The organism is Aquimarina sp. AD10, assembly GCF_003443715.1.
GTDB classification, from domain to species: Bacteria; Bacteroidota; Bacteroidia; order Flavobacteriales; family Flavobacteriaceae; genus Aquimarina; species Aquimarina aggregata.
In genome coordinates this window covers 2,627,588-2,649,555 of record NZ_CP031965.1, presented here as the reverse complement: position 1 = coordinate 2,649,555, position 21,968 = coordinate 2,627,588, and the positions used below count along the sequence as shown (strand labels likewise).

Below are 21,968 nucleotides of genomic sequence, written 5' to 3'. Positions count from 1 at the left end.
ATGTATAAATTAAACTATAAGATCATTACGCATATTATGGGGTTACTGTTACTTTGTAATGGTGGTTTTATGTTGATTGCGACTATAATAAGTTTTATTTACAAAGATGGAGTTACTTTAGAAATCATGATGGCTGCCTTGGCTACAATGTTTTTAGGTATTGCTATGATGTTTTTAACGCGAGAGCATCAAAAAGAAATTAATAAACGAGAAGGATATATTGTAGTAACATTTGGATGGATATTTATGTCTCTTAGTGGTACTTTGCCATATCTTTTTTCTGGAGCAATTCCATCATTTACAAATGCTTTTTTTGAAACCATGTCAGGTTATACCACGACTGGTTCTTCAATACTTAATGAAATAGAAATTATACCGAAAGGAGTTTTGTTTTGGCGTAGTTTAACACATTGGATTGGTGGGATGGGGATTATCGTTTTGGCAATTGCAATTTTACCATTGTTAGGTATCGGAGGGATGCAACTTTTTGCTGCAGAAGCTCCTGGTCCAAGTGCTGATAAATTGCACCCAAGGATTACAGATACGGCCAAGAGATTATGGCTAATCTATTTTGGATATACGTTTGCGCAGACCATCTTTTTGAAATTGGCAGGAATGAATTTCTTTGATGCCATAAATCATGCGTTAAGTACATTATCAACAGGAGGTTTTTCTACTAAAAATGCTAGTGTTGCTTATTGGAATGATCAACCTATCATACAATATATTATCATACTGTTTATGTTTTTAGCAGGTATGAATTTTGTACTTAGTTATTTTGCTTTTAAAGGAAAGGTGCAAAAAATTATTAAGGATGAAGAGTTTAAGCTCTATGGCTTGTTTACCATAATATTTACGGTAATTGCCACTTTAATTATTTATTATGAAGCAGATGTCTCAATTTCTTCAATAGATCATCCTATGGTCTGGGGAGAGGCAGAAAGTGCTTTTCGTCATGCATTGTTTCAAGTGCTAGCAGTTGTTACCACTACAGGTTTTGTAAGTGCAGATTTTACAATGTGGACACCTTTTTTAACAGTCTTCTTCTTTGGGCTTATGTTTCTAGGTGGCTCTGCAGGTTCTACATCAGGTGGTATGAAGGTCGTAAGACACTTAATTACTATCCGTAATGGGATTTTAGAATTTAAACGAACATTACACCCAAGAGCAGTATTGCCAGTACGATATAATACAAGAGCTGTGTCAAAAGAAATTGTATTCAATATACTAGCATTTTTTATATTGTATATGCTTGCTTTTATTATAGGATCTGTCGTGTTGGGGGCATTAGGATTAGATTTCGAAACTGCAATAGGAGGTGCCGCTTCTTCTTTAGGAAATGTTGGACCTGCATTTGGTAAATTAAGTCCAGTTAATAATTTTGATATGCTTCCGGCATTTGGGAAATGGTGGTGTTGTTTCTTAATGCTGATAGGAAGGTTAGAGCTCTTTACAGTGTTAATTCTGCTTACGCCTTTTTTCTGGAGAAATAGATAATAAAAAAATCCCGAAAAATAAATATCTTCCGGGATTGTTAATGTCTTTTTATGGTAATGAATATTGCATTGTTATTGTCCATAACTCTGCAACTTTTTTAATAGTGTCTTTTACTTTTCCTGTAATATATTCTTTATGCATATCTTCTATTAAAAAGATATCTAATATAGACTCATAATAGTAGCCAGTAGAATTTAACTCGAATTCGTTTTCGGGTTTTATATCTAGAATTTCTTCTTCTGTTTTAGTAACTCCGAAGTTTTCTTTAAAAATTTGAAGGACATTTTTTTGAACAATACGTTCTTTTTCTAGAGTGTTCATGACAATTTATTTAAGTTGGTTTTAAATAAAAGCTTTACGTTAAAGCTGTTTTGTGTAAAATTGAATATATCTAACTCTGTTTTTGAATCTTTATTGTTGGAGATTGGTTTTGATAACAATAAATTAAAGTTAAAATTTGTTAATAGCATGTATTCATAAAAAAACCAATCACAAACTAACGTTAGGTGATTGGTTTTTAATTGAACTCTACAGTAGTTCTTTTAGCTAAGAGCTTCTTTAATTCTTCGTATAGCTTCAATAATTTGTTCTGTGCTTGCTGCATATGATATGCGAATACAGTTTCCGTTACCAAAGGCAATACCGGTTACAGTAGCTACATTTGCTTTTTCTAATAAAAACATAGAGAAATCTGTAGCATTTTCTATAGTTTGACCTTGTAGTGTTTTTCCAAAATAGTGAGAAATATCTGGAAAAACATAAAAAGCTCCTTCAGGTTCATTGCATTCAAAACCGGGTATTTCGGATAATAATTTTAATATTAGTGATCTACGCTCCTTAAATTCATCAACCATGTATTGGATCTTACTTACGGGAGCTTCTAAAGCTGTTATCACAGCGCGTTGCGCAATACAATTAGCTCCACTGGTAACTTGACCTTGTATTTTATTACAGGCTCTTGCAATAGCTTTGGGAGCACCAATATATCCAATTCTCCATCCTGTCATGGCAAATGCTTTTGCTACACCGTTAACAGTGACTGTTCTATTGTACATGTCCTCAAATTGTGCCATAGAGGCATGTCCACCAACATAATTTATGTGTTCATAAATTTCATCACTAACAACGATAACGTCAGGATATTTTTGTAATACATCTGCAAGCGCTCTAAGCTCTTCTTTGCTATAAATAGATCCACTTGGATTGCAAGGAGAGCTATACCATAACATTTTAGTTTTTGGTGTGATTGCGTTCTCTAATTGCTCGGCAGTGATTTTAAAGTCAGTATTGATACTTGTTTTAACTTCGACAGGAACTCCTCCCGATAATTTAACAATATCACTATAACTCACCCAGTATGGGCACGGTAAAAGAACTTCATCTCCTGGATTAAGATATACTTGAGCTATATTGTAAAGTGCCTGTTTGGCTCCTGTTGAAACTACAATTTGAGAACGATCATAAGTAAGGTCATTATCTCTCTTAAATTTCGTAATAATTGCATCTTTTAATTCAACATATCCATCTACAGGAGTGTAAGAATTATAATTGTCATTTACAGCTTGTATTGCCGCGTCCTTAATAAAATCAGGAGTGTTAAAATCTGGTTCTCCCAGACTTAGTCCGATAATATCTTTGCCTTCGGCTCTTAATTCGCGGGCTTTAGCCGCCATTGCTAATGTAGCAGATGCTTCGAGTGCATTAATTCTGTCTGATAATCCTGCGCTCGTTTCCGATACTTGTGTGCTCATTGTTTTGGTAAATAAAAGTTATGATGATTGTAACGCTGGCTTCATTCCCATTTCTTTAAGATGTTTAAAGTGAGAGATTATAGCTTTGCGCGTAGTTTTGTATTCATTATATGGTAAGTTAAACTCTATGGCCGTTTGTTTAACGATCTTAGAAATTTTAGTATAATGAATGTGGCTTATGTGAGGGAAAATGTGGTGTTCAACCTGATGGTTTAATCCTCCCGTAAACCAATTGACTAATCTGTTTTTTGTTGAAAAATTAACAGTTGTAAATAGTTGATGAATTGCCCAAGTGTTTTTAATGTTTCCAGTTTTGTCTGGCATCGGCATTTCTGCTCCTTCTACCATGTGAGCTAATTGAAATACAACACTAAGAATAAGTCCAGCAACATAATGCATTACAAAGAATCCTAAAAGAATTTTCCACCATGCTATGGACATAAAAATCATAGGAATTACAATCCATATCAGAATGTATATAACTTTAGTAATCACTATGGTGCTCCATTGTTTAATTGGGCTAGGTAATTTTCCATAAGATAATTTACGAGCTAAATAATCTTTAGTTTGTTTAAAATCGGTAGTTAAGGCCCAGTTAAATGTTAGTAAACCATATAAAAATATAGAGTAATAATGCTGAAACTTATGAAAACGTCGCCATTCTGCATGTTTAGTAAATCGTATTATTCTTCCGGCATCCATATCTTCATCGTGACCATGAATATTTGTATATGTGTGATGTAAAACATTATGTTGTACCTGCCAATTATATACGTTACCTGCAAGTATGTAAATAGTGTTCCCCATGATTTTATTAATCCATTTTTTGGAAGAATAAGAGCCATGGTTACCATCATGCATTACATTCATTCCAACTCCAGCCATACCTACACCCATTACTATAGTAAGAAGTAGTAACCACCATTGCGAAATGTCTAAGGTTAGAATTAAGAAATAAGGAGTTAAAAACAAAGAAAACATGATGATGGTTTTTAGATGTAACTTCCAATTACCAGTTCTCTTAATATTATTTTCTTTAAAATATTGATTTACACGCTTGTTTAGTGTTCTGAAAAATTTTGCAGAATCAGAAGTGCTAAATCTTACCTGGGGTGTCGTCATAATGTTGTCTGTCAAAGTAGGATAACTCCTAAATTTATATTGATGGGTAAAGTTAGGTATTTATATTTTTTTAAGTTCTTAAAAAACTTAAAATATATAAACTTAACGTGTATTTTTGCGCTTTAATTGTTTCTAAATGAATATTCTGTTAAAATATTTTCCAAATCTTACCGAAGAGCAACAACTTCAATTTTCTAAATTAAAAGATTTATATACCGAGTGGAATGCCAAAATCAATGTTATCTCTAGAAAAGATATTGATTTACTTTATGAAAGACATGTGCTTCATTCTTTAGGAGTAGCAAAAGTTCTTGAATTTAAATCAGGTGCTCATGTTTTGGATGTTGGTACAGGAGGTGGATTTCCTGGGATACCTTTAGCGATATTATTTCCTGAAACACAATTTTATTTGGTGGATGTTATCGCAAAAAAGATAAGGGTTGTTAACGAAGTAGTTCATGCATTGGGGTTACAAAATGTAAAAGCAGAACAACGCAGAGCTGGTACATTTGATGAGCGTTTTGATTTTATTGTGAGCAGGGCAGTAACCAATATGCCTGATTTTGTAAAGTGGATCAGAAAAAACATAGCCAAAAAGTCTATACATGAGCTACAAAACGGAATTTTATATTTAAAAGGTGGTGACTTAACCGAGGAATTAGCATTGTTCCCAAAAGCTACTCAGTATAATCTTTCTGAATATTTCGAAGGAGACTTTTTTGAAACTAAAAAAGTTGTGTATTTACCTCTAAAATATAAATTGTAAGTAAAGTAGATGTCTAAAAGATAGGGGTATGCTCTTGGCTAGGATTATATTACATATTTTAAGCGAATGTTTTTTACTCGGCTATTAGAAGATATTTTACATTATTCTTTTGCAGAAATAATTTGAATCAATTGTTCGTTTTTTGAGTTGCCGTCAATCAATCCATATTCATCACTGTTGTAATTCCAATTTGCATATCCAATACCGCTTTTTTCAAAAAGAGCAATCATATCTTTGTACCAGTTAAGACTATCTTCTTCTGGAGCAGCAGAGATAATTCCAAATTCACCACAATAAAGAGGTAATCCTAGTTCTTTAGCCTTTGCTATAGGTTTTTCCCACATTTTATATAGTAGTTCTTTAGTAAATTCTTTATTTACCCATTTTTTTGCAACTTCTTTAACTTCTTCTGGTAGGGCGTTAAACTCTTTTTGAGATAAAATCACTCCTGGATAATGTACCGGGCCTTGATATTCTTTTAACTCAGTCCAAGGCGTATGGTAGTGTGAAAGTAGAAAAGGTTCATAAAAATGAAAACTTAATAAGATATTTGGATCATTAGCAGGTACTTTTAATTCATCAAAAGTATTAACAGATTGCCAACGATTAGAACCAACAACAATAGTTCGTTTAGGTTCTAGTTTTCTAATAGCAATAAATGCTTTGTTTAAAAGTTTATTCCATGTTTCATTATCATCAGCCACTGCTTCATTCATTAGCTCATATGCTAATAGAGAATTAGGGAATTTTTTTAAACTCTTGGATAAGTCTCTCCATAAATCAAAGAATTTTTCTTGTTCAGCGGGATCTGTCCACAAAGGTTTTTCTTTTGCATTAAAATGATGAGATCGCAAAATGTGTAAATCTACAATCACTCGTAATTTATGTTTAGAGCTCCAATTAATACAATTTTCCATCAATTGAAAAGCATCTTCATGTCGTTTACCATTTTCATCCCACATTTGTTCTTCATCAATAGGTAGACGAATATGGTCAAATCCCATCTTTGCTATTGCCTCAACATCAGTCTCGGTAAAGAATTTTTCGCGATCAGTCGATCTTCGTTCACTTTGGGATAGCCAATGCGCAATGTTGGTTCCTTTTTTGACTTCGAATTTTTCAGAAGAATTTTGTCCGTAAGAAATTGAAATAATCGCAAAAACGAATAAGAGGGAGTTTTTCATTTTATTAAGTGGTTTAATCTTGTAGTGCCCTTTTTAGATTTTAATGTTCTGTTTTTAAATATACGTATAATGTGATATCTGAGAAACTGATTAACAGATTTAACATGTGGTTTTTACATAAATTGGGTTAAAATTAGAATTGTTTGAAATTTTAATAATTTTTGAAGATTAAAATCGAGATTTATAAGTGTTTAATCTTGTTCTTGATGTTATGTTTTATTCTGCTCTTTTGTGATTTTTAAAGGCAGTCAATAGTAAGTCTTGTTGTCATAAGTTCTTCCCAAATATGATGGGTGTCTGCTTGAGGAGATAAATAAAACCATAGCAAATGCTTTTTCTTAGTAGGGCAATATTCACTTTTGATTTTTGCATTTAATGAGATCATTTCTTGAGCAAAAAATTCGTCGTAAAGATGTATAGATCCTTCAAAGATATTAGGACTAATTTGCTTTATCGAAGATGTAGTTTTAGGAATATCCTTAAAGAAATTAAATTTTGTGATCGCCCCTGTGTTCATTAACCCATCGAAGTAGGTGTTTATAAGATTTTCCAACACTGAAGAATTCAAACTAGGGTCTTCTTCAATAATCCACAGAAAAACATATGAAAAATAATCGTCCCGGTTAGTTTCTCCCCAACCAGGTGCAAATCGAATATGTTCTTCACCGGTATATTCTAAATCTCCGGCAAATAGTAACGGAAATTCAAGTACTTCACTTCTCCAGCCATTTTTTGCTTCGAGAACATTTTCTATTGTGTTGTGTAATCTAAAGAAAATGTATCCTGCAAAAATCCCTATAACAAGTATAAGAAAGAGCACTATTTTTACTATTTTTTTGAGCATAAGTATAAGTTTTGTTATGTACGTCTAAAAGTGGTATGATTTACTAATGTTGTGTAGAGTTCTTGTTGTGTTCTTTAGAGAATTTTTCATAAAGTAAATCCCATAATTCGGGATAGCCATTATCGTATCCTAGGCACCAAAACCCCACACCGCTAATTTTGGTGTTTTTTATCCAATCATATTTAATAGATAACGATTTTACATCTTCAAAATAAAGCTGTCTAAAAGTGCTGTCATTATCTTTTATTACTATATAGCTTGAGGCACTAGTAGGGTCAAATTGTAATGGGATTTTTAATGAATCAATGTAAGCTTTTCTTATTGATTTGTAAGACGGGTGTGATTTGAATTCGACAACATTTGCTCCTGTTTCAGGACTATTCGTATACCATTCGGCACCATAATAAGGAAGTCCCACAATTAATTTTTTAAAATTAACACCTTTGTTACTGTAATTTTGAACGGATGCTTGAAGTCCTTTTCCAAATTTATTACTTGTTATAAATGGTGTTACAGGACCAGTGGTTTTACTAAAACTTCCATAATAATCATACCCCATTAATGTATAAAAATCAATATATGGATCGATATGATGTATGTCAAAAATATCATTCCAATCCATAGCATACAGTGATAATGATATCATGTATTCGGGATTGATTGCCTTCAATTTGTTTGAAATTAAAACAATAAATTTTGTGAATTTATCTTTGGTGTTTTTAGGAATTCCTTCAAAATCAATAGTAATGCCATTAGCGTTTCTATATGCTAATAAATTTGATATACTATCGATAAGTGTGTTTTGAGCTTTAGGGTTATTCAAAAAAATGGTATTATTTTTCTTTCCAAAATTAGAAACTGTAAGAAATACTTTGGAATTATGTGCTTTAGCACTATCGATTAACGCTGTGGTTTTCCATTGATGTATGTTTTTATACCCACCAGTTTGTGGATGAACGGAGTAGGAAAAATAGGAAATGCCCCAAAGCATTGAGAAGTTATATGTCTTGTATGAAGAACCGTTAAAATAAGGATGCCATCCAAATGTTCGGTAATTGGTATCGACTTTTCCTTTTTTATGAAGTACTTTTTTGTGCGAAATCTTATGTAAACTGTCCCATTCTTGTTCGGTTTTGTAACCTAAGCGCGCTAAAGTTATTTCCTGTAGATGCCGTTTACTTATAAAGTTATTTTCTGGTGATGGTTGTAAAGTTTTTTTTCTTTAAGGTCATTGGTACAACCAAAAATTAGAATTAATGGGATTATAGTAATTAATACTATTTTCATTAAAGTAGTCTTTAGGAATTTTAAGTATAATTAAGTTATTAATTTACTAAATAATGGTCAACTATAAAAGAACTGACTATGCATTTTGATTAACAAAAAACATCAACAGAGTTGTGATTCAGATATGATGTATAGATAATTCTTTAATATTAAATTTTGCACCTATTGGTAATGATATTCCATTGTTCATTTCTACGGTATCATTATCGTACGATCTTAAATAATTAATATTAATAATGAATGACTTTTGTATTCTTGTAAAGTTTTCATCTTCCAGTTGCAGAAGACACTGTTTTAAACTTTGATATACTGTAATTTTTGAGGCGTCGCTAAGATGATAGTTTACATAATTTCCAAGGCCTTCAATATAGATAATACTATTAGTTGAGATGATATGAGTGCGCCTATTTGATTTTAATTCTATCATTTTAGAATTTGCTTGTTCATTTTTATTTTTTTCTCTGAAATAAAGAAGTAGTATGTATATCGAGGATACAAAAATAACAGTCGTATTAATTAATATTAAAGACCTTAACATGGCCGAAATATTAAAAATCTCTGTAAAAACAAACTTGTTGAAATCTTCAAAGAAAAAATACATAAAAAGGCGCTGTGCTATACTAGCAAGGATTAACATACCGATATAATACAAGATAAATTCTTTTAGCCTTTTGTGTATTAGATATTTTGGTATCAGAAAAAGAACACAAAAATAAACAGTGAGGATGCGTATGGGTAGTAAAACGAATTCTAAGAAAAATGATGCTTTATAGTTGCCATCTTTTACCCATATGAAACTAAAAGTGATATAATAGACTATCCAGAACAATGTCTGGATAATTACTTTATTCTTTTTTGTTAGCTCTATTCCCATAACAATCATACCGATCGAAAAATGCTATTTGATATAAAAATATGGATACTTCATATAAATTAACACACCTGACCTTAGGATCTCTTTAATATTGTTTCATCATAAGGATGAAATTTAATTTCCACATTTTAGAAGACACAATTTCTTTAACCGTGGCTCACAAAGATAAAAACTAAGAAATGAAAAAAACACTTATCACATTATTGATTTTTTGTGGAGTTATACCGCAATGTTTGTCTCAAGCACTAAAAAGAAGAGCTTCGTTTGAAGCTAAAATCTTATGGCCAGATAATAAAACTCCTGGAGCAAAGATTGACGAGATTGATGAAAAATCTCCGCTATTTGATGCTGGTTTTAAACAAGGAGATATCATTGTAAGTGTAAACGATAGATCTATAGTAAGCGGAGAAGATTGGAGTGCTGCTACTTACAGAATTAGGGCTTATGAAGAAACGACTATAGTTGTAAAAAGAAGAACCAATAAGATAAGCAAAACACTGGTGTTAAATCCTTTGCCTAAAGAACAGAATAGTAATGTTGATACTTTTTATGAAAGTGTTACGAATGATTATGGTATAACGCAACGAGTTATTATTACAAGACCTAAAGGGAACGGACCTTTTCCTGCAATTTTTTTAATTCAGGGGCTAAGTTGTTCGACTATCGAAAAATATTCAGGAAGGAGTAATAATTGGGTTCGATTAATTAAAGATATAGCCGAGAAATCTAATATGGTTTTGGTAAGAGTTGATAAACCTGGGGTTGGTGATAGTGAAGGAGATTGTGGGAAAACTGATTTTAAAACTGAAATTAATGGTTATGAAGCTGCAATGCGTTTGCTGAAGTCAAAATCGTATATAAACACAAATAAAATAATTGTTTATGGGAATAGTATGGGGAGTGCTTTGGCCCCATATTTTGCTAATAAATTTAATGCGGCAGGAATAATTTCTGATGGTACATTCTTTAAATCATGGTATGAGCACATGCTTGAGATAGAACGTAGAATATTAGAAATTGAAGGGAAATCCCAAACAGAAATATACCATTTAATGAATACGGTGTATATTCCGATATATTATGAGATGCTGATTAAGAAAAAAAGTTATGCTCATATAATCAAAGAAAATCCTTTGTTTCAAAAATATCATAGACATCAACCATATCACATGTACGGGAGATCGGTAGAGTATTATCATCAGGTTCAGGACTTTAATTTTGCGGCCGAATGGGAAAGGGTAAAAGTGCCAGTTAGGATAAGATGGGGAACCAATGATTGGATTATGACCGAAAATGACAACGATATGATCATACATCTATTAGAAAAATCAAATCATACAGATTATCAACTATATAAATACCCAAAGTTGGATCATTGGTCAACAATTCATCCTGATTATAGTTCCAGTTTTAATTTTAAACCTGGTCAATGGGAAGACAAAATAAGTCAGCAAATTATAGATTGGGCATGGGAAATCGTTAGATGACCAAATTATTACTAGAATTATAAAGGGATAGATATTGATAAATACTATCTATTCCTTTAAGTTTATACGCATTTCTATGAGATGTTTTTCAAATCCTACTTTTTCATAGGCTTTAATTGCTCTTGGATTTTTTTCATATACTGTAAGCCTCACTTCGTCAAGATTTTTAGTTTTGAACCAGTCATACAGATATTGAATAACTTTTTGACTAACACCTTTACCACGGTGTTCTTCCTTTACATATATAAAACCAATATAACCTATTTGTTTTTGTTTAAAATAGTCTTCTCGGTTTCTTATTTGTCCATAACCACTGCCTACAATTGTATTATCAATCTCTGCTACAACAACTTCCGTGTTTTTTGTATCAATATATGCCCCTATATCATAGTAGCTAATCTTTTCTGTTTTTAAGGTAACATCCATAGGTCGTTCAGCTTCTATTAGCTTTTGTTCAAAATCCAATAATATAGGAAGGTCTTCTTTTTTTGCTGGTCGTATAGTCATTTTAAATTGTATTTAGCCTTGCTTTCTAAATATACCGATTCCCATATTAACAAAAAACAAAAATTGAGCTAGTAGCATTATCAGGACAATTATAAGTTGAGAGAAAAATACTAAAGCCTCATAGTCGTTTTCTTTTTGAAAATTGGCAGATTCTTGATTAAATAGAGGAGAGAGAATTGTAAGTATAATTAATCCGATGATCGTACTAAAAAGGTGTATAGAAGTAAGGGAGTTGATCATCTTTCGATTAAAATTAATAAATATCCAATATAGGATACCATAAATAGCAAAGAGATGAGCTATTCCATACCAAATTTGAACTTTAGAAATAACATAATAAGTGTCATGTATATTAAGATCTAAAGTAGCATCTCCTAAAGAAAAACCGTATATCAACATTATGGGGATTAAAGCCCATAAAATGATATACGGTTTATGTAGTATTAACTTCATACTTGATTATTCTCCTAAGAAAGGATATCTATAATCTGTAGGAGTTACAAAAGTTTCTTTAATTGTTCTTGGAGATACCCAACGTAATAGATTAAGGTATGATCCTGCTTTATCATTGGTACCTGATGCTCTAGCACCTCCAAATGGTTGTTGTCCTACAACAGCACCTGTTGGTTTGTCATTGATATAGAAATTACCAGCACTATTTTGTAAGGCTTTAGTGGCTTCTTCTGCGGCATAGCGATCAGTAGAGAATATAGCGCCTGTTAGTGCATATTCGCTAGTTTCATCAACTAATTTAAGCGTTTCTTGCCATTGATTGTCATCATAAACATAAATCGTGATAACAGGTCCAAATAGCTCTGTACACATTGTGGTGTATTTTGGATCTTTGGTTACAATAACTGTAGGTTCTACAAAATAACCTTTAGATTTATCGTAGTTACCTCCAGCTATTATTTCGGCATTGGTATCACTTTTAGCCTGATCAATAAATTTAGCAAGTTTATCAAATGATCCTTCATGAATAACAGCAGTAATAAAGTTACTCATATCTTCGGGAGAACCCATTTTAAATGATTTGATGTCTTCTTTTACAAACTTTTCAACATCTGCCCATAAACTTTTAGGTATATATGCTCTGGATGCGGCACTACATTTTTGTCCTTGAAACTCAAATGCGCCTCGAGAAATACCGGTTGCAACTTGTTTTGCATTGGCACTAGGGTGTGCTACAATGAAATCTTTTCCACCAGTCTCACCTACGATTCTAGGGTACGTTTTATAGTTGTGTATATTTGTTCCAATTTTGGCCCAAATGTCTTTAAATACATGTGTGCTTCCTGTAAAATGAACTCCCGCAAAATCAGGACTTGCCAATACTGTATCAGTAATCATAACAGGATCACCATAAACCACATTAATTACCCCATCAGGCACTCCTGCTTCTTTAAAAATGTCAACAATTACTTTAGCAGAATAGATTTGGCTATCACTTGGTTTCCATACAACAGTGTTTCCCATTAAAGCTGCGCTTGCAGGAAGATTTCCTGAAATTGCAGTAAAATTAAAAGGGGTGATGGCATATACGAAACCTTCTAAAGGGCGATACTCTAATCTGTTCCATGCATCAGAAGTAGAGTATGGCTGATCTTCATAAATTTGTGTCATAAATTCTACGTTGAAACGTAAAAAATCTATAAACTCACATGCTGCATCAATTTCTGCCTGGAAAATATTCTTTGATTGGGCAAGCATAGTGGCTGCATTAATCTTTGCGCGATATGGTCCAGCTATTAATTCTGCAGCTTTTAAGAATACAGCTGCTCTTTGTTCCCAAGCCAAGTCTGCCCATTGTTTGCGTGCTTCAATAGCAGTATCAATGGCTTTTTGAATATGTTGTTTTTCAGCTTTGTGATAGATACCTAAACTATGTTGGTGATCATGAGGAGGTGACATGGTAGCCGTATCTCCTGTTCTTATTTCTTCACCATTAATATATAAAGGTACGTCTACAGTAGAATTATACATTGTTGCATATGTTGCAAGAACCTCTTCTCTTTCGGGTGTTCCTGGTGCATAAGACTTTATCGGCTCATTAACCGCCGTAGGAACTTGAAAAAAACCTTTTCCCATGATATAATGTGTTATTTTAAAATTAGTAAGATGTGTTTATCCAATGAGTTAGTCATTAAGGAAGGCAAAGATAGAAAATTCTAAAGGCTAATATGTATTTTAACCTTTTATAAACATTGTGGAGTGTGTAATTTTTTTTGTAAGTTGTGAGATATTTAGGCGACCCAAAATTTATGTGTACAGTAACGTTAATTCCAACTCAAGAAAATAATTTTATTCTTACCTCTAATCGTGATGAGGCTATCAATCGAAAAACATTACCGCCAGAGTTCTATCAGGTAAACAAAACTAGGATGTTGTTTCCTATGGATGCTGTTGCTGGAGGTACTTGGATAGGAATGAGTGATAAGAATACTATGATTTGCTTGCTTAATGGAGGGTTTGAGATTCATAAAAGAAGACCGCCTTATAAAAAAAGTAGAGGAGTAGTAGTAAAAGATTTGTTAGAAGCAGATAACTTAGAAAAAGCTATTTCCTCATATAATTGCAAAGGAATAGAACCTTTTACAATAGTTGCAGCCAATTGGCAGTCGGATTTAGTTCTTTTTGAATTTGTATGGGATGGAAATACTAAACATTTTCGCTCTTTAGAAAAACAGACTTACATTTGGTCTTCTTCAACATTATATACCAAAGAAATGAAAGAGATGCGTAAAGGTTGGTTTACCGATTATGAAAATGAAAATGTGCTTACATCTGATGCGCTTTTAGATTTTCATAAAAATGCGGGTATAGGAGATAAAAATGTAGACTTACAAATAGATAGAGACACATTAAAAACAAGAAGTATTACTCAGATTGTTAAAAGTGAAGAAGAGTTATCTATGCGATACGAAGATCTTTTACATCAGGAAGTAAATACTGTAATCTTTGATGAAGTAACTGTTTAATACACAATAGTATATTTTAGTGTTGAATAATTTAAAAACATTAATCGTGTGATGAATTACACGGGTAAAATAATTTCACTTGCCTTTCCTGATACTTTTGTAAAACATTCTGATGAATCTTCAACAAAGGTCTTGCTAGCCCTAGGAATGGGGAAACATAACTATATTAAGGCAGGACATGCGGCTTTAGTACTTATTGAAAATAAGACTGGTCTTGCAGAGTACTACGATTTTGGAAGATATATCACTCCGCCCGGATTTGGTAGGGTGAGAAGCGCTGTGACTGATGTGGAATTAGAAATACCATTTAAGGCTATTATTGATTCAGAAGGTAGCTTAAGTAATATAGAAGATTTTTTAATTTGGTTAGAAAGACATCCTGAAAAAACTCATGGAAGTGGTCGTATGATCGCATCAGTTTGTGATTATGTTGATTATACAGGAGCAAAAGAATTTGTTGTAGGTATGCACGCAAAAGGCAGCATTCCTTATAAAGCTTTTGGAAAGGATGGTAGTAATTGTTCTAGAATTGTAACAGATACTATTTTAGCGGGTACAGATAACATAAAGATAAAAAAACCATTGTTACGCAATAAAAAGTTTACGCCAAGCCCATTAGGAAACGTAGAAAAGGCGGCGGCCAACAATCCGATTTATCAGGTTATTAATGGTGAAATAAAGATGTATGTAGGTTCTGTTTTGAAGGAGAATCTAACAAATTATTTCGATAAAAACATTCCAAAACCTTCAGAAGAGAACTTAAAAGATTTACCTGAGTTTTTAAAAGACGCTCATTTTTTATCGGGAACTGGTAGTTGTGCTTATTTTAATATTGAAGCGACAGAGCAAGAGATGGTTTTTGAAATTAAACGATATACTCAAGATGGATTAGAGGATTTTAGGGGGCTTTTTAAGACTCAAGAAATGTTTGATATAAGGCAGGAGCACAAATTTGTGTATGATTCTAATTGCTTGTACTGTCATATTCAGCAGCAGGGTAGAAAAATAAGATTTGATTTGATCAAACGAATTATTAATTGAGTGCAAATGGAGTACTTAATTTAAATCCAGGAATCATTACCTTAAACTTTCTTGTAGAAGTGAAATTTACCATATTGTAATGTCCTTTCATTGAGCCAAAGGGAGAGCTGAGTAGGCATCCACTATTATAAGTATGAGATTCTCCTGGTTTTAAAACGGGTTTTTTCCCTATTACACCCTCACCTTCAACTACTTCGGTGTTGTTTAAAGCATCTTTAATTTCCCAGAAACGTGATGTGAGTTGTACAGAATCTTTACTTTGGTTCTCTATAGTAATACGATAACCATAGGCAAAATGAATCTTATAGTTCTTATAGAACGTACCTTCAAAGGTGGTGTCCACCGAAATTTTAATGCCTCTGGTAATTTGTTGTACCATTTTAAAATATAAAAATTGAGCCTACAATCGTAAGCACAGAACCTAGAGTGGCTAAGATAAAAAATAAAACATTCACTAATAGAAATTTAACAATAGTTTTGGCTCTTCCTTGATTATAAAATTTACGCATAGCCTTGTACAAATAAAATAAAAAGGCTAACATGGCAACGCCAAAGAACGCATTTAGATTCGCTATTTTTGAGATTAAAATCGAAAAACCTATAATAATAAAGAACATTGTTTGAGTGTGAAATGTAAATATGAGGTGTTCCATATAATTGAACGACCTCCTGATGTATAATAACCAAATACTTAAAGCAAAGAAAGGAAGAAAGAAGAAGATGATAAAGGGGAGTTTGTTGAAAATGAATTCAAAAAATTCCTGACCGTAGTTTTCTTCAATTTCATTGGTTTTTAAAACTCTATGGTAGATATATCTATTTAAGCGAGATTTTTCATGTTTTAAATCCGCCAGAGCACGATGAGCAGATTTTTCTCCTGTCCTGTCGTGATAATCTTCGTACATAGGAAATAACTTATATCCTTTCTCAAAGATATTCATATTGTTGATTTCTTCTTGTGAGTAATAAGTAGCTTTTTTGGATTCAGTTTTTTTAGCACTCAGACTGGATAGCCCTTCAATGTCTAATAGTTTCTTGTTGATTAACGCCAGATCTTCTTCAGATAGGTCTTCTGTCTTACGGATTTCTTGTGTTATAGAATCGATCGGGACCGCTTCCTTTATTTCTTCAAATGTTTTCTTTCCTTCAGTAACTTGATCTTCTATTTCGGTTCTAAAACCATCAAAATCAATAAATAACCCATTAATAATAAAAAAGATAATGGATACACTAAGATAAAAACGAAATGGATTTGCGTATTTAACTCTTTTGCCTTCAATGTATTCTTTAGAAATTTTCCCCGGTTTAAATAGAAGTGCCAAGATCGTATGACGTAGACGAGAATCATAAGAAAAAATACTTGCAAAAAACTCGTTAAAAAAATCTTTGAGCGATAATCTTTTGTTAGTGTTAATTTGCCCGCAATGATTACAATATCTATCAACAATATCTAACGGAACACCGCAGTTTAGACATTCGTTTCCCCTGTATTTTTTTAGAAATCTCCCCTTTTCTTTCATTATACTTATTGAGTTATCATAGTAACTTCGCTAAAATATAAGGAGTTTATTACAAACCAAAACGAAATAGGAGTTTTCTAATTGGTAATATTTTGAGAATTTCCAATTCCTTTGCCAATTGCTCGATCATATCTTGCTCCAGGTGCTCTATAATAAGGGATTACGATATATTCATTTTCAGTTTCGTCAAAACTTCCACTAATAAAACCGGGATCAATGGTGCCATCGGGTTTTACTAATACATACTTATAATTATAAAAACCTTGTTTAAGGAGTTGTTTTGTAGTATAGATTGCGGTTTCTTGATCAAAATCAAGTTTGGTTGATTCGTCTATAGTATAATTATTGAAGTTTCCATATAGGTGTAATTCTCCATCATTTAATGGTTCATAACATTCTAAGGAGAAGTGAATCATGGCATAATCGGCTTCGGTGTTACTATCCTCGGCATCTAGATTACGGATAACAAAATTTCCATTAATATCGGGATTGTAGGTATATCTTCTGTTGGCTCGCACCAAATCGGTGAATAGGTAATTGTGATAAACATCTTGTTGTTCGGTAGTTCTAATTCCTGCGTTTGCGGCTCTTATGTCTTTATTGTCAAAAAAAAGAAATTCATTACCACCCCAAAAACTAGACTCTTGATCGTATTTGTATACAAGTTTATTAGCTATTGTGAATTGTGGAATAAGATTGGTAATGGTTTGTTTGATATTATTGTTTTGCATTACCAAAGTTTTTACAGTTTGTTTTGGGTTTCTTAGTATTTGATTTGGAGAGTCTATTTCAAATTGTACAGATTGTTTAGCGTTTATATATTTAAAGTCTCTTGATCGTTTCGTATATACTTTAACTGTAGAGCGGTTTTCATAAACAATAAATCTTCTAATAAAAACGACTTCATCATCATCATTATAGATTTCAATACTATAGTTGCCGCTTACCTTAAGACCTCTAGTGTCTTCATTAGGAATTTGTAAGGTATAATGGCTAAAGAGCTGTAAAGTGTTAAATGAGTTTTCATAATTAACAATTCGAATTTCATCAAAACCGTCTAGGTATTCATTTTTGTATAAAGCTGAGGTTGTCCAATCAAAATTGTAGTGTTTGATTCGGTAATAGTAATCTGCCTCATCACCATTAATGTCATCAAAAGTAATTTTGAAAGGTTCATTGAGCTTGAGTATGGGGATGCCAGTAAATTCGGTACCTCCATAAATCTGAATTGTTTTAATATGGTCTGCAGTTTTTAGCTCTTCAAAGGTTTGTCCAACTAATTGGGTTGTAAGGCTCCAATAAATTAATACTATTGCGATTGATTTAATTTGTGTAGACATTTTTATGAGTGGTTTCAGGTGTAAATATAGTCAAAATCAGTACATTCTAAATTATAGTAATATGTTTTGAAAACAACATAGACTAAAATTGTAAATCTATAGATTGTCTATAGATTCTGGATGTAATTTTATTTGCGTTTGTTGTAGATAATAATAATGTTTATGATTAACTTGTTGTTAATCTGTTTAACAGGAATAGTGCCAAAATAGTATAAGCTGCTAAAATATTTATGAAGGATCATAAAAATATAAGTGTCTAATTTACAAGTCTTATTTTTTTTAATCACAAAATACTTATTTAGAAAGATTATAAATAAAATCTTATAAGTGTGGCAGCTTTTACTTACGTGTTTTAATTATTAAATTTGCACGATTTTTTTAGTTAATTAACTTAGACTACAAATATGTCAAAAGACATTCGTATCAGAAAGGGCTTAGACATTAAGCTTGTTGGCGAAGCAGAAAAAGTAACTGCAGAAGCTACCAAAAGTAATGTTTACGCAATTAAGCCTGACGATTTTCACGGTATAGTCCCTAAGGTTGTTGCAAAGCAAGGGACAGAAGTTAAAGCCGGCGAACCACTTTTTCACTCCAAATCAAATGAAAAAATGCTTTTCCCTTCTCCCGTAAGTGGAGAAATAGTGGAAATAGTGCGTGGTGCCAAGAGAAAGATTTTAACGTTCAAGATTCTTGCGGATAAGGAACAGCAATATGCAGATTTTGGTTCGAAAGATGTAAATGCCATGAATGGCAAAGACATCAAAGACCATTTATTAGCATCGGGATGCTGGCCTTTTATAAAGCAACGTCCTTATGATGTTATTGCTAATCCAGATGTAGCTCCAAAAGCTATTTTTATATCGGGTTATGCAACGGCACCTCTGGCAGCAGATATTGATTATGTGCTAGCTGGTAAAGAGAATGAGTTGCAAGCTGCTATTACAGCACTAAGCAAGTTGACCGAAGGACAAGTGCATGTTTCCGTTGCTAAAAATGGAAATTCTCCTTTGAACGGACTTAATCATGTTACTCTTCATAATGTTTCTGGGCCTCACCCGGCAGGAAATCCAAGCGTACAAATAGCCAAAATAGATCCAATAAATAAAGGAGAAGTAGTGTGGGTGGTAAATCCACAAGATTTAATCATAATTGGTGAATTATTGCTTACAGGTAAGTTTAATGCTGAGCGTACAATTGCCTTAGCCGGTTCTTGTGTTAAGACTCCGAAATACTATAAAACTAAGATTGGTGCAGAAGTTTCATCTGTGGTATATACTGCTGGTGTTATCAACGAAGCCGATATAAGAGTTATTAGTGGTGACGTGCTTACGGGTAATAATGTTAAGCCTGATGGTAATTTAGGATATTATCATACTATGATCTCTGTTATTCCTGAAGGAGATGATTATGAATTTTTTGGATGGAATAAACCTATCTTCAATAAAATTTCTCCGTCAAGAGCACTTACATTTTCCTGGTTATTTCCAAATAAAAAATATGACCTTAACACAAATACAAATGGTGAACATAGAGCATTTGTAGTTACAGGAAATTATGAAAGTGTTTTTCCTTTTGATATCTACCCATTACAGTTGCTAAAAGCTTGTGCTGTTAATGATTTAGATGCTATGGAACAATTAGGAATGTATGAAATAGCTCCAGAAGATTTTGCTCTTACTGAGTTTATTTGTGTTTCTAAACAACCACATCAACAGATAATCAGAGAAGGGTTGGACTTAATGTTAAAAGAAATAGGATAGTGCTATGGGATTAAAAGATAAATTACATAAACTAAAACTTAAATATCAAGGTAAAAAAATGGCGCCTGCATTTAATGCAATCCATACATTTTTATATTTACCTAATGAAACAACACATTCTGGATCTCATGTTAGAGGAGCCGATGATTTAAAACGTACAATGAATACGGTAATCATGGCTTTATTACCATGTTTGATATTTGGAATGTTTAATGCAGGTTATCAACACCATTTAGCTCTGGGAGAAATTGAAGCAGTTTCAAATGGATTCTTTAGTTTAGAATTTTGGTCATGGGATAACCTTGTTATCGGGCTGTGGAAAGTATTGCCGCTAGTAGTCATTTCGTATGGAGTGGGACTTGGTGTAGAATTTTTATTTGCAGTAATTAAAGGTCACGAAGTAGAAGAAGGGTATTTAGTTACCGGAATGTTAGTTCCTTTAATAGTGCCAATCGATACTCCTCTTTGGATGCTTGCAGTAGCAGTTATTTTTGGAGTAGTAATAGGTAAGGAAGTTTTTGGAGGAACAGGAATGAATATCTTGAATCCTGCGCTTACTATTAGAGCCTTCTTATTCTTTGCATATCCAACATGGATGTCTGGTGATAAAGTGTGGGTTCACGGAGCTGTAGAAAGAGCAAATGAAATTGCAAATGGTGCGCAGTTAGATGCTATTTCTGGAGAAACTATTTTAGGTGGATTAGCACAAGGGAAAAATATTTTAGGAAGCGCAGATGCTTCATATTCTATATCAGATGCGTTTTTAGGATTTGTACCTGGATCTGTTGGAGAAACTTCAGCATTACTAATCTTATTAGGTGCTCTATTCTTAATCTTTACTAAAATCGGAAGTTGGAGAATTATGCTTAGTGCTGTTCTTGGTGCATTAGTAATGGGATTAATATTTAATGGAGTTACTAGTTCAGGATGGATTGCAGAGTCAAGTAAATTTTATGCTTTGATGAATTTAGAATTTTGGCAACATTTAATTGTTGGAGGAATTGCTTTTGGAATCGTATATATGGCAACAGATCCTGTAACTGCTTCTCAAACAAATAAAGGAAAGTGGATATATGGGTTTTTAATAGGATTTATCTCTATTTTAATTAGAGTATTTAATCCTGCGTATCCCGAAGGAGTATTCTTAGCAATATTATTAATGAATGTATTTGCTCCAACAATTGATCACTATGTTGTTCAAGGAAATATTAAGAAAAGAATGAAACGTTTAAAACTTAAAACGGCGTAATCATGGCAATGAATACAGATAAAAATTCATATACAATCATATTTGCCATAGCTATGGTAGTTGTGGTTGGTTCTTTACTTGCTTTTACCGCTTCCTCATTAAAGGATAGGATAGACGCAAATAAACGTACAGAAAAACAACAGAACATATTATTTGCTATGGGAATAGCGGATACAGAAGATCCTAATGAGTTTGTTCCTGCAGAAAAGGCTCAGGAATTATTTGATCAGTATGTAGGAGAAGAACAATATATAGTAGTAGGTGATAAAGCGCAAAAATCTAAAGACGCCTTTAGTATCGAAGTTAAAAAAGAGAATGATAAGGTAAAACAAGATGCTAATTATCAACGAAAAATGCCTTTGTTTATAGGTAAAAAAGATGGTCAAGAGTATTATGTTGTACCAATGAGAGGTAATGGTCTTTGGGATGCAATCTGGGGATATGTTTCTTTAGATAAAGAATTCAAAACCGTAAAAGGCGCATTTTTTGACCATAAAGGAGAAACTCCTGGTCTTGGTGCTAATATCAAAGAAGCATATTTTAGAGATGATTTTATAGGAGAAAGTATACTGGATGCATCAGGAAACTATAAAGGAATTACTGTAAAGAAAGGTAATGCAGATCCTAAAAACGTAGACAAAGGTGATAATGAAGTAGACGCTATGGCTGGAGCAACAATAACAGGTGACGGTGTTACAGCAATGGTGAAGAAAGGAATAAAAATGTATCAACCTTATTTCGAAACTTTAAAAAAATAACAA

At 32.8% G+C, this 21,968-nt stretch carries 21 protein-coding genes; 8 read left to right on the top strand and 13 right to left on the bottom strand.

The features are described 5' to 3' along the window. Complete coding sequence (locus D1816_RS10960; protein ID WP_066313607.1) at nt 1–1,497, top strand: TrkH family potassium uptake protein; 1,497 nt, start codon at nt 1–3, stop codon at nt 1,495–1,497. A gap of 48 nt (nt 1,498–1,545) precedes the next feature. On the opposite strand, the gene D1816_RS10955 is transcribed toward D1816_RS10960, so the two are convergent. The 3 genes from D1816_RS10955 to D1816_RS10945 form a co-directional block, all read right to left on the bottom strand. Continuing rightward, nucleotides 1,546–1,818 (bottom strand): hypothetical protein, encoded by a 273-nt coding sequence (locus D1816_RS10955; RefSeq protein ID WP_066313606.1) that lies wholly within the window; start codon nt 1,816–1,818, stop codon nt 1,546–1,548. Between the two features lie 221 nt (nt 1,819–2,039). Beyond that, nucleotides 2,040–3,248, bottom strand: a complete 1,209-nt coding sequence (locus tag D1816_RS10950; RefSeq protein ID WP_118502835.1) for a pyridoxal phosphate-dependent aminotransferase — start codon at nt 3,246–3,248, stop codon at nt 2,040–2,042. Between the two features lie 18 nt (nt 3,249–3,266). Next, complete coding sequence (locus D1816_RS10945) at nt 3,267–4,370, bottom strand: acyl-CoA desaturase (protein WP_066313603.1); 1,104 nt, start codon at nt 4,368–4,370, stop codon at nt 3,267–3,269. A 136-nt stretch (nt 4,371–4,506) separates the two neighbouring features. On the opposite strand from D1816_RS10945, the gene rsmG reads away from it, so the two are divergent. After that, nucleotides 4,507–5,136, top strand: a complete 630-nt coding sequence (gene rsmG, locus D1816_RS10940; protein ID WP_118502833.1) for a 16S rRNA (guanine(527)-N(7))-methyltransferase RsmG — start codon at nt 4,507–4,509, stop codon at nt 5,134–5,136. Nucleotides 5,137–5,237: 101 nt separating this feature from the next. Here rsmG and D1816_RS10935 read toward each other — a convergent pair whose 3' ends face one another. The 4 genes from D1816_RS10935 to D1816_RS25640 form a co-directional block, all read right to left on the bottom strand. Continuing rightward, nucleotides 5,238–6,320 carry a glycoside hydrolase family 5 protein gene (locus tag D1816_RS10935; protein WP_118502831.1) on the bottom strand — a complete coding sequence of 361 codons (1,083 nt, stop codon included), beginning with the start codon at nt 6,318–6,320 and terminating at the stop codon, nt 5,238–5,240. 238 nt (nt 6,321–6,558) lie between these two features. Then, nucleotides 6,559–7,164, bottom strand: coding sequence for a hypothetical protein (locus D1816_RS10930; protein WP_118502829.1), 606 nt, complete (start codon nt 7,162–7,164; stop codon nt 6,559–6,561). Nucleotides 7,165–7,207: 43 nt separating this feature from the next. Next, nucleotides 7,208–8,155, bottom strand: a complete 948-nt coding sequence (locus tag D1816_RS10925) for a glycosyl hydrolase family 18 protein (RefSeq protein WP_118502827.1) — start codon at nt 8,153–8,155, stop codon at nt 7,208–7,210. Nucleotides 8,156–8,569: 414 nt separating this feature from the next. Continuing rightward, nucleotides 8,570–8,878, bottom strand: a complete 309-nt coding sequence (locus D1816_RS25640) for a LytTR family DNA-binding domain-containing protein (RefSeq protein ID WP_157766077.1) — start codon at nt 8,876–8,878, stop codon at nt 8,570–8,572. Nucleotides 8,879–9,504: 626 nt separating this feature from the next. On the opposite strand from D1816_RS25640, the gene D1816_RS10915 reads away from it, so the two are divergent. Beyond that, entirely contained in the window at nt 9,505–10,812 is a 1,308-nt protein-coding gene (locus D1816_RS10915) for a serine aminopeptidase domain-containing protein (RefSeq protein WP_118502825.1), read from the top strand. 48 nt (nt 10,813–10,860) lie between these two features. Here D1816_RS10915 and D1816_RS10910 read toward each other — a convergent pair whose 3' ends face one another. The 3 genes from D1816_RS10910 to pruA are packed head-to-tail and all read right to left on the bottom strand — an operon-like array spanning nt 10,861 to nt 13,407. Continuing rightward, nucleotides 10,861–11,319, bottom strand: coding sequence for a GNAT family N-acetyltransferase (locus D1816_RS10910; protein ID WP_118502823.1), 459 nt, complete (start codon nt 11,317–11,319; stop codon nt 10,861–10,863). Between the two features lie 12 nt (nt 11,320–11,331). Continuing rightward, nucleotides 11,332–11,772: a hypothetical protein gene (locus D1816_RS10905; RefSeq protein ID WP_118502821.1), complete on the bottom strand. Its 441-nt coding sequence runs from the start codon at nt 11,770–11,772 to the stop codon at nt 11,332–11,334. Nucleotides 11,773–11,778: 6 nt separating this feature from the next. Beyond that, on the bottom strand, nt 11,779–13,407 hold the full coding sequence (gene pruA, locus D1816_RS10900) for an L-glutamate gamma-semialdehyde dehydrogenase (RefSeq protein WP_066313585.1): 1,629 nt from the start codon (nt 13,405–13,407) through the stop codon (nt 11,779–11,781). A 173-nt stretch (nt 13,408–13,580) separates the two neighbouring features. Here pruA and D1816_RS10895 point away from each other — a divergent pair, with 173 nt between their 5' ends. After that, nucleotides 13,581–14,297, top strand: coding sequence for an NRDE family protein (locus tag D1816_RS10895; protein WP_066313582.1), 717 nt, complete (start codon nt 13,581–13,583; stop codon nt 14,295–14,297). Nucleotides 14,298–14,348: 51 nt separating this feature from the next. Beyond that, a complete protein-coding gene (locus D1816_RS10890) occupies nt 14,349–15,338 on the top strand; it encodes a DUF6695 family protein (protein ID WP_118502819.1) in 990 nt (329 codons plus the stop codon). On the opposite strand, the gene apaG is transcribed toward D1816_RS10890, so the two are convergent. The 3 genes from apaG to D1816_RS10875 form a co-directional block, all read right to left on the bottom strand. Next, nucleotides 15,331–15,717 carry a Co2+/Mg2+ efflux protein ApaG gene (gene apaG, locus D1816_RS10885; RefSeq protein WP_066313567.1) on the bottom strand — a complete coding sequence of 129 codons (387 nt, stop codon included), beginning with the start codon at nt 15,715–15,717 and terminating at the stop codon, nt 15,331–15,333. The genes D1816_RS10890 and apaG overlap by 8 nt on opposite strands. Nucleotide 15,718: 1 nt before the next feature. Next, nucleotides 15,719–16,858 (bottom strand): DUF3667 domain-containing protein, encoded by a 1,140-nt coding sequence (locus D1816_RS10880; protein WP_118502817.1) that lies wholly within the window; start codon nt 16,856–16,858, stop codon nt 15,719–15,721. A 77-nt stretch (nt 16,859–16,935) separates the two neighbouring features. Further along, a complete protein-coding gene (locus D1816_RS10875; protein WP_118502814.1) occupies nt 16,936–18,198 on the bottom strand; it encodes a DUF5103 domain-containing protein in 1,263 nt (420 codons plus the stop codon). Between the two features lie 404 nt (nt 18,199–18,602). On the opposite strand from D1816_RS10875, the gene D1816_RS10870 reads away from it, so the two are divergent. The 3 genes from D1816_RS10870 to D1816_RS10860 are packed head-to-tail and all read left to right on the top strand — an operon-like array spanning nt 18,603 to nt 21,965. Next, a complete protein-coding gene (locus tag D1816_RS10870; RefSeq protein ID WP_118502811.1) occupies nt 18,603–19,958 on the top strand; it encodes a Na(+)-translocating NADH-quinone reductase subunit A in 1,356 nt (451 codons plus the stop codon). Nucleotides 19,959–19,962: 4 nt separating this feature from the next. Beyond that, the gene (locus D1816_RS10865; protein WP_066313552.1) at nt 19,963–21,207 is read left to right on the top strand and encodes an NADH:ubiquinone reductase (Na(+)-transporting) subunit B; all 1,245 of its coding nucleotides are present in this window, start codon (nt 19,963–19,965) and stop codon (nt 21,205–21,207) included. Between the two features lie 2 nt (nt 21,208–21,209). Beyond that, nucleotides 21,210–21,965, top strand: a complete 756-nt coding sequence (locus D1816_RS10860; RefSeq protein ID WP_066313549.1) for a Na(+)-translocating NADH-quinone reductase subunit C — start codon at nt 21,210–21,212, stop codon at nt 21,963–21,965. Nucleotides 21,966–21,968 lie beyond the last annotated feature (3 nt).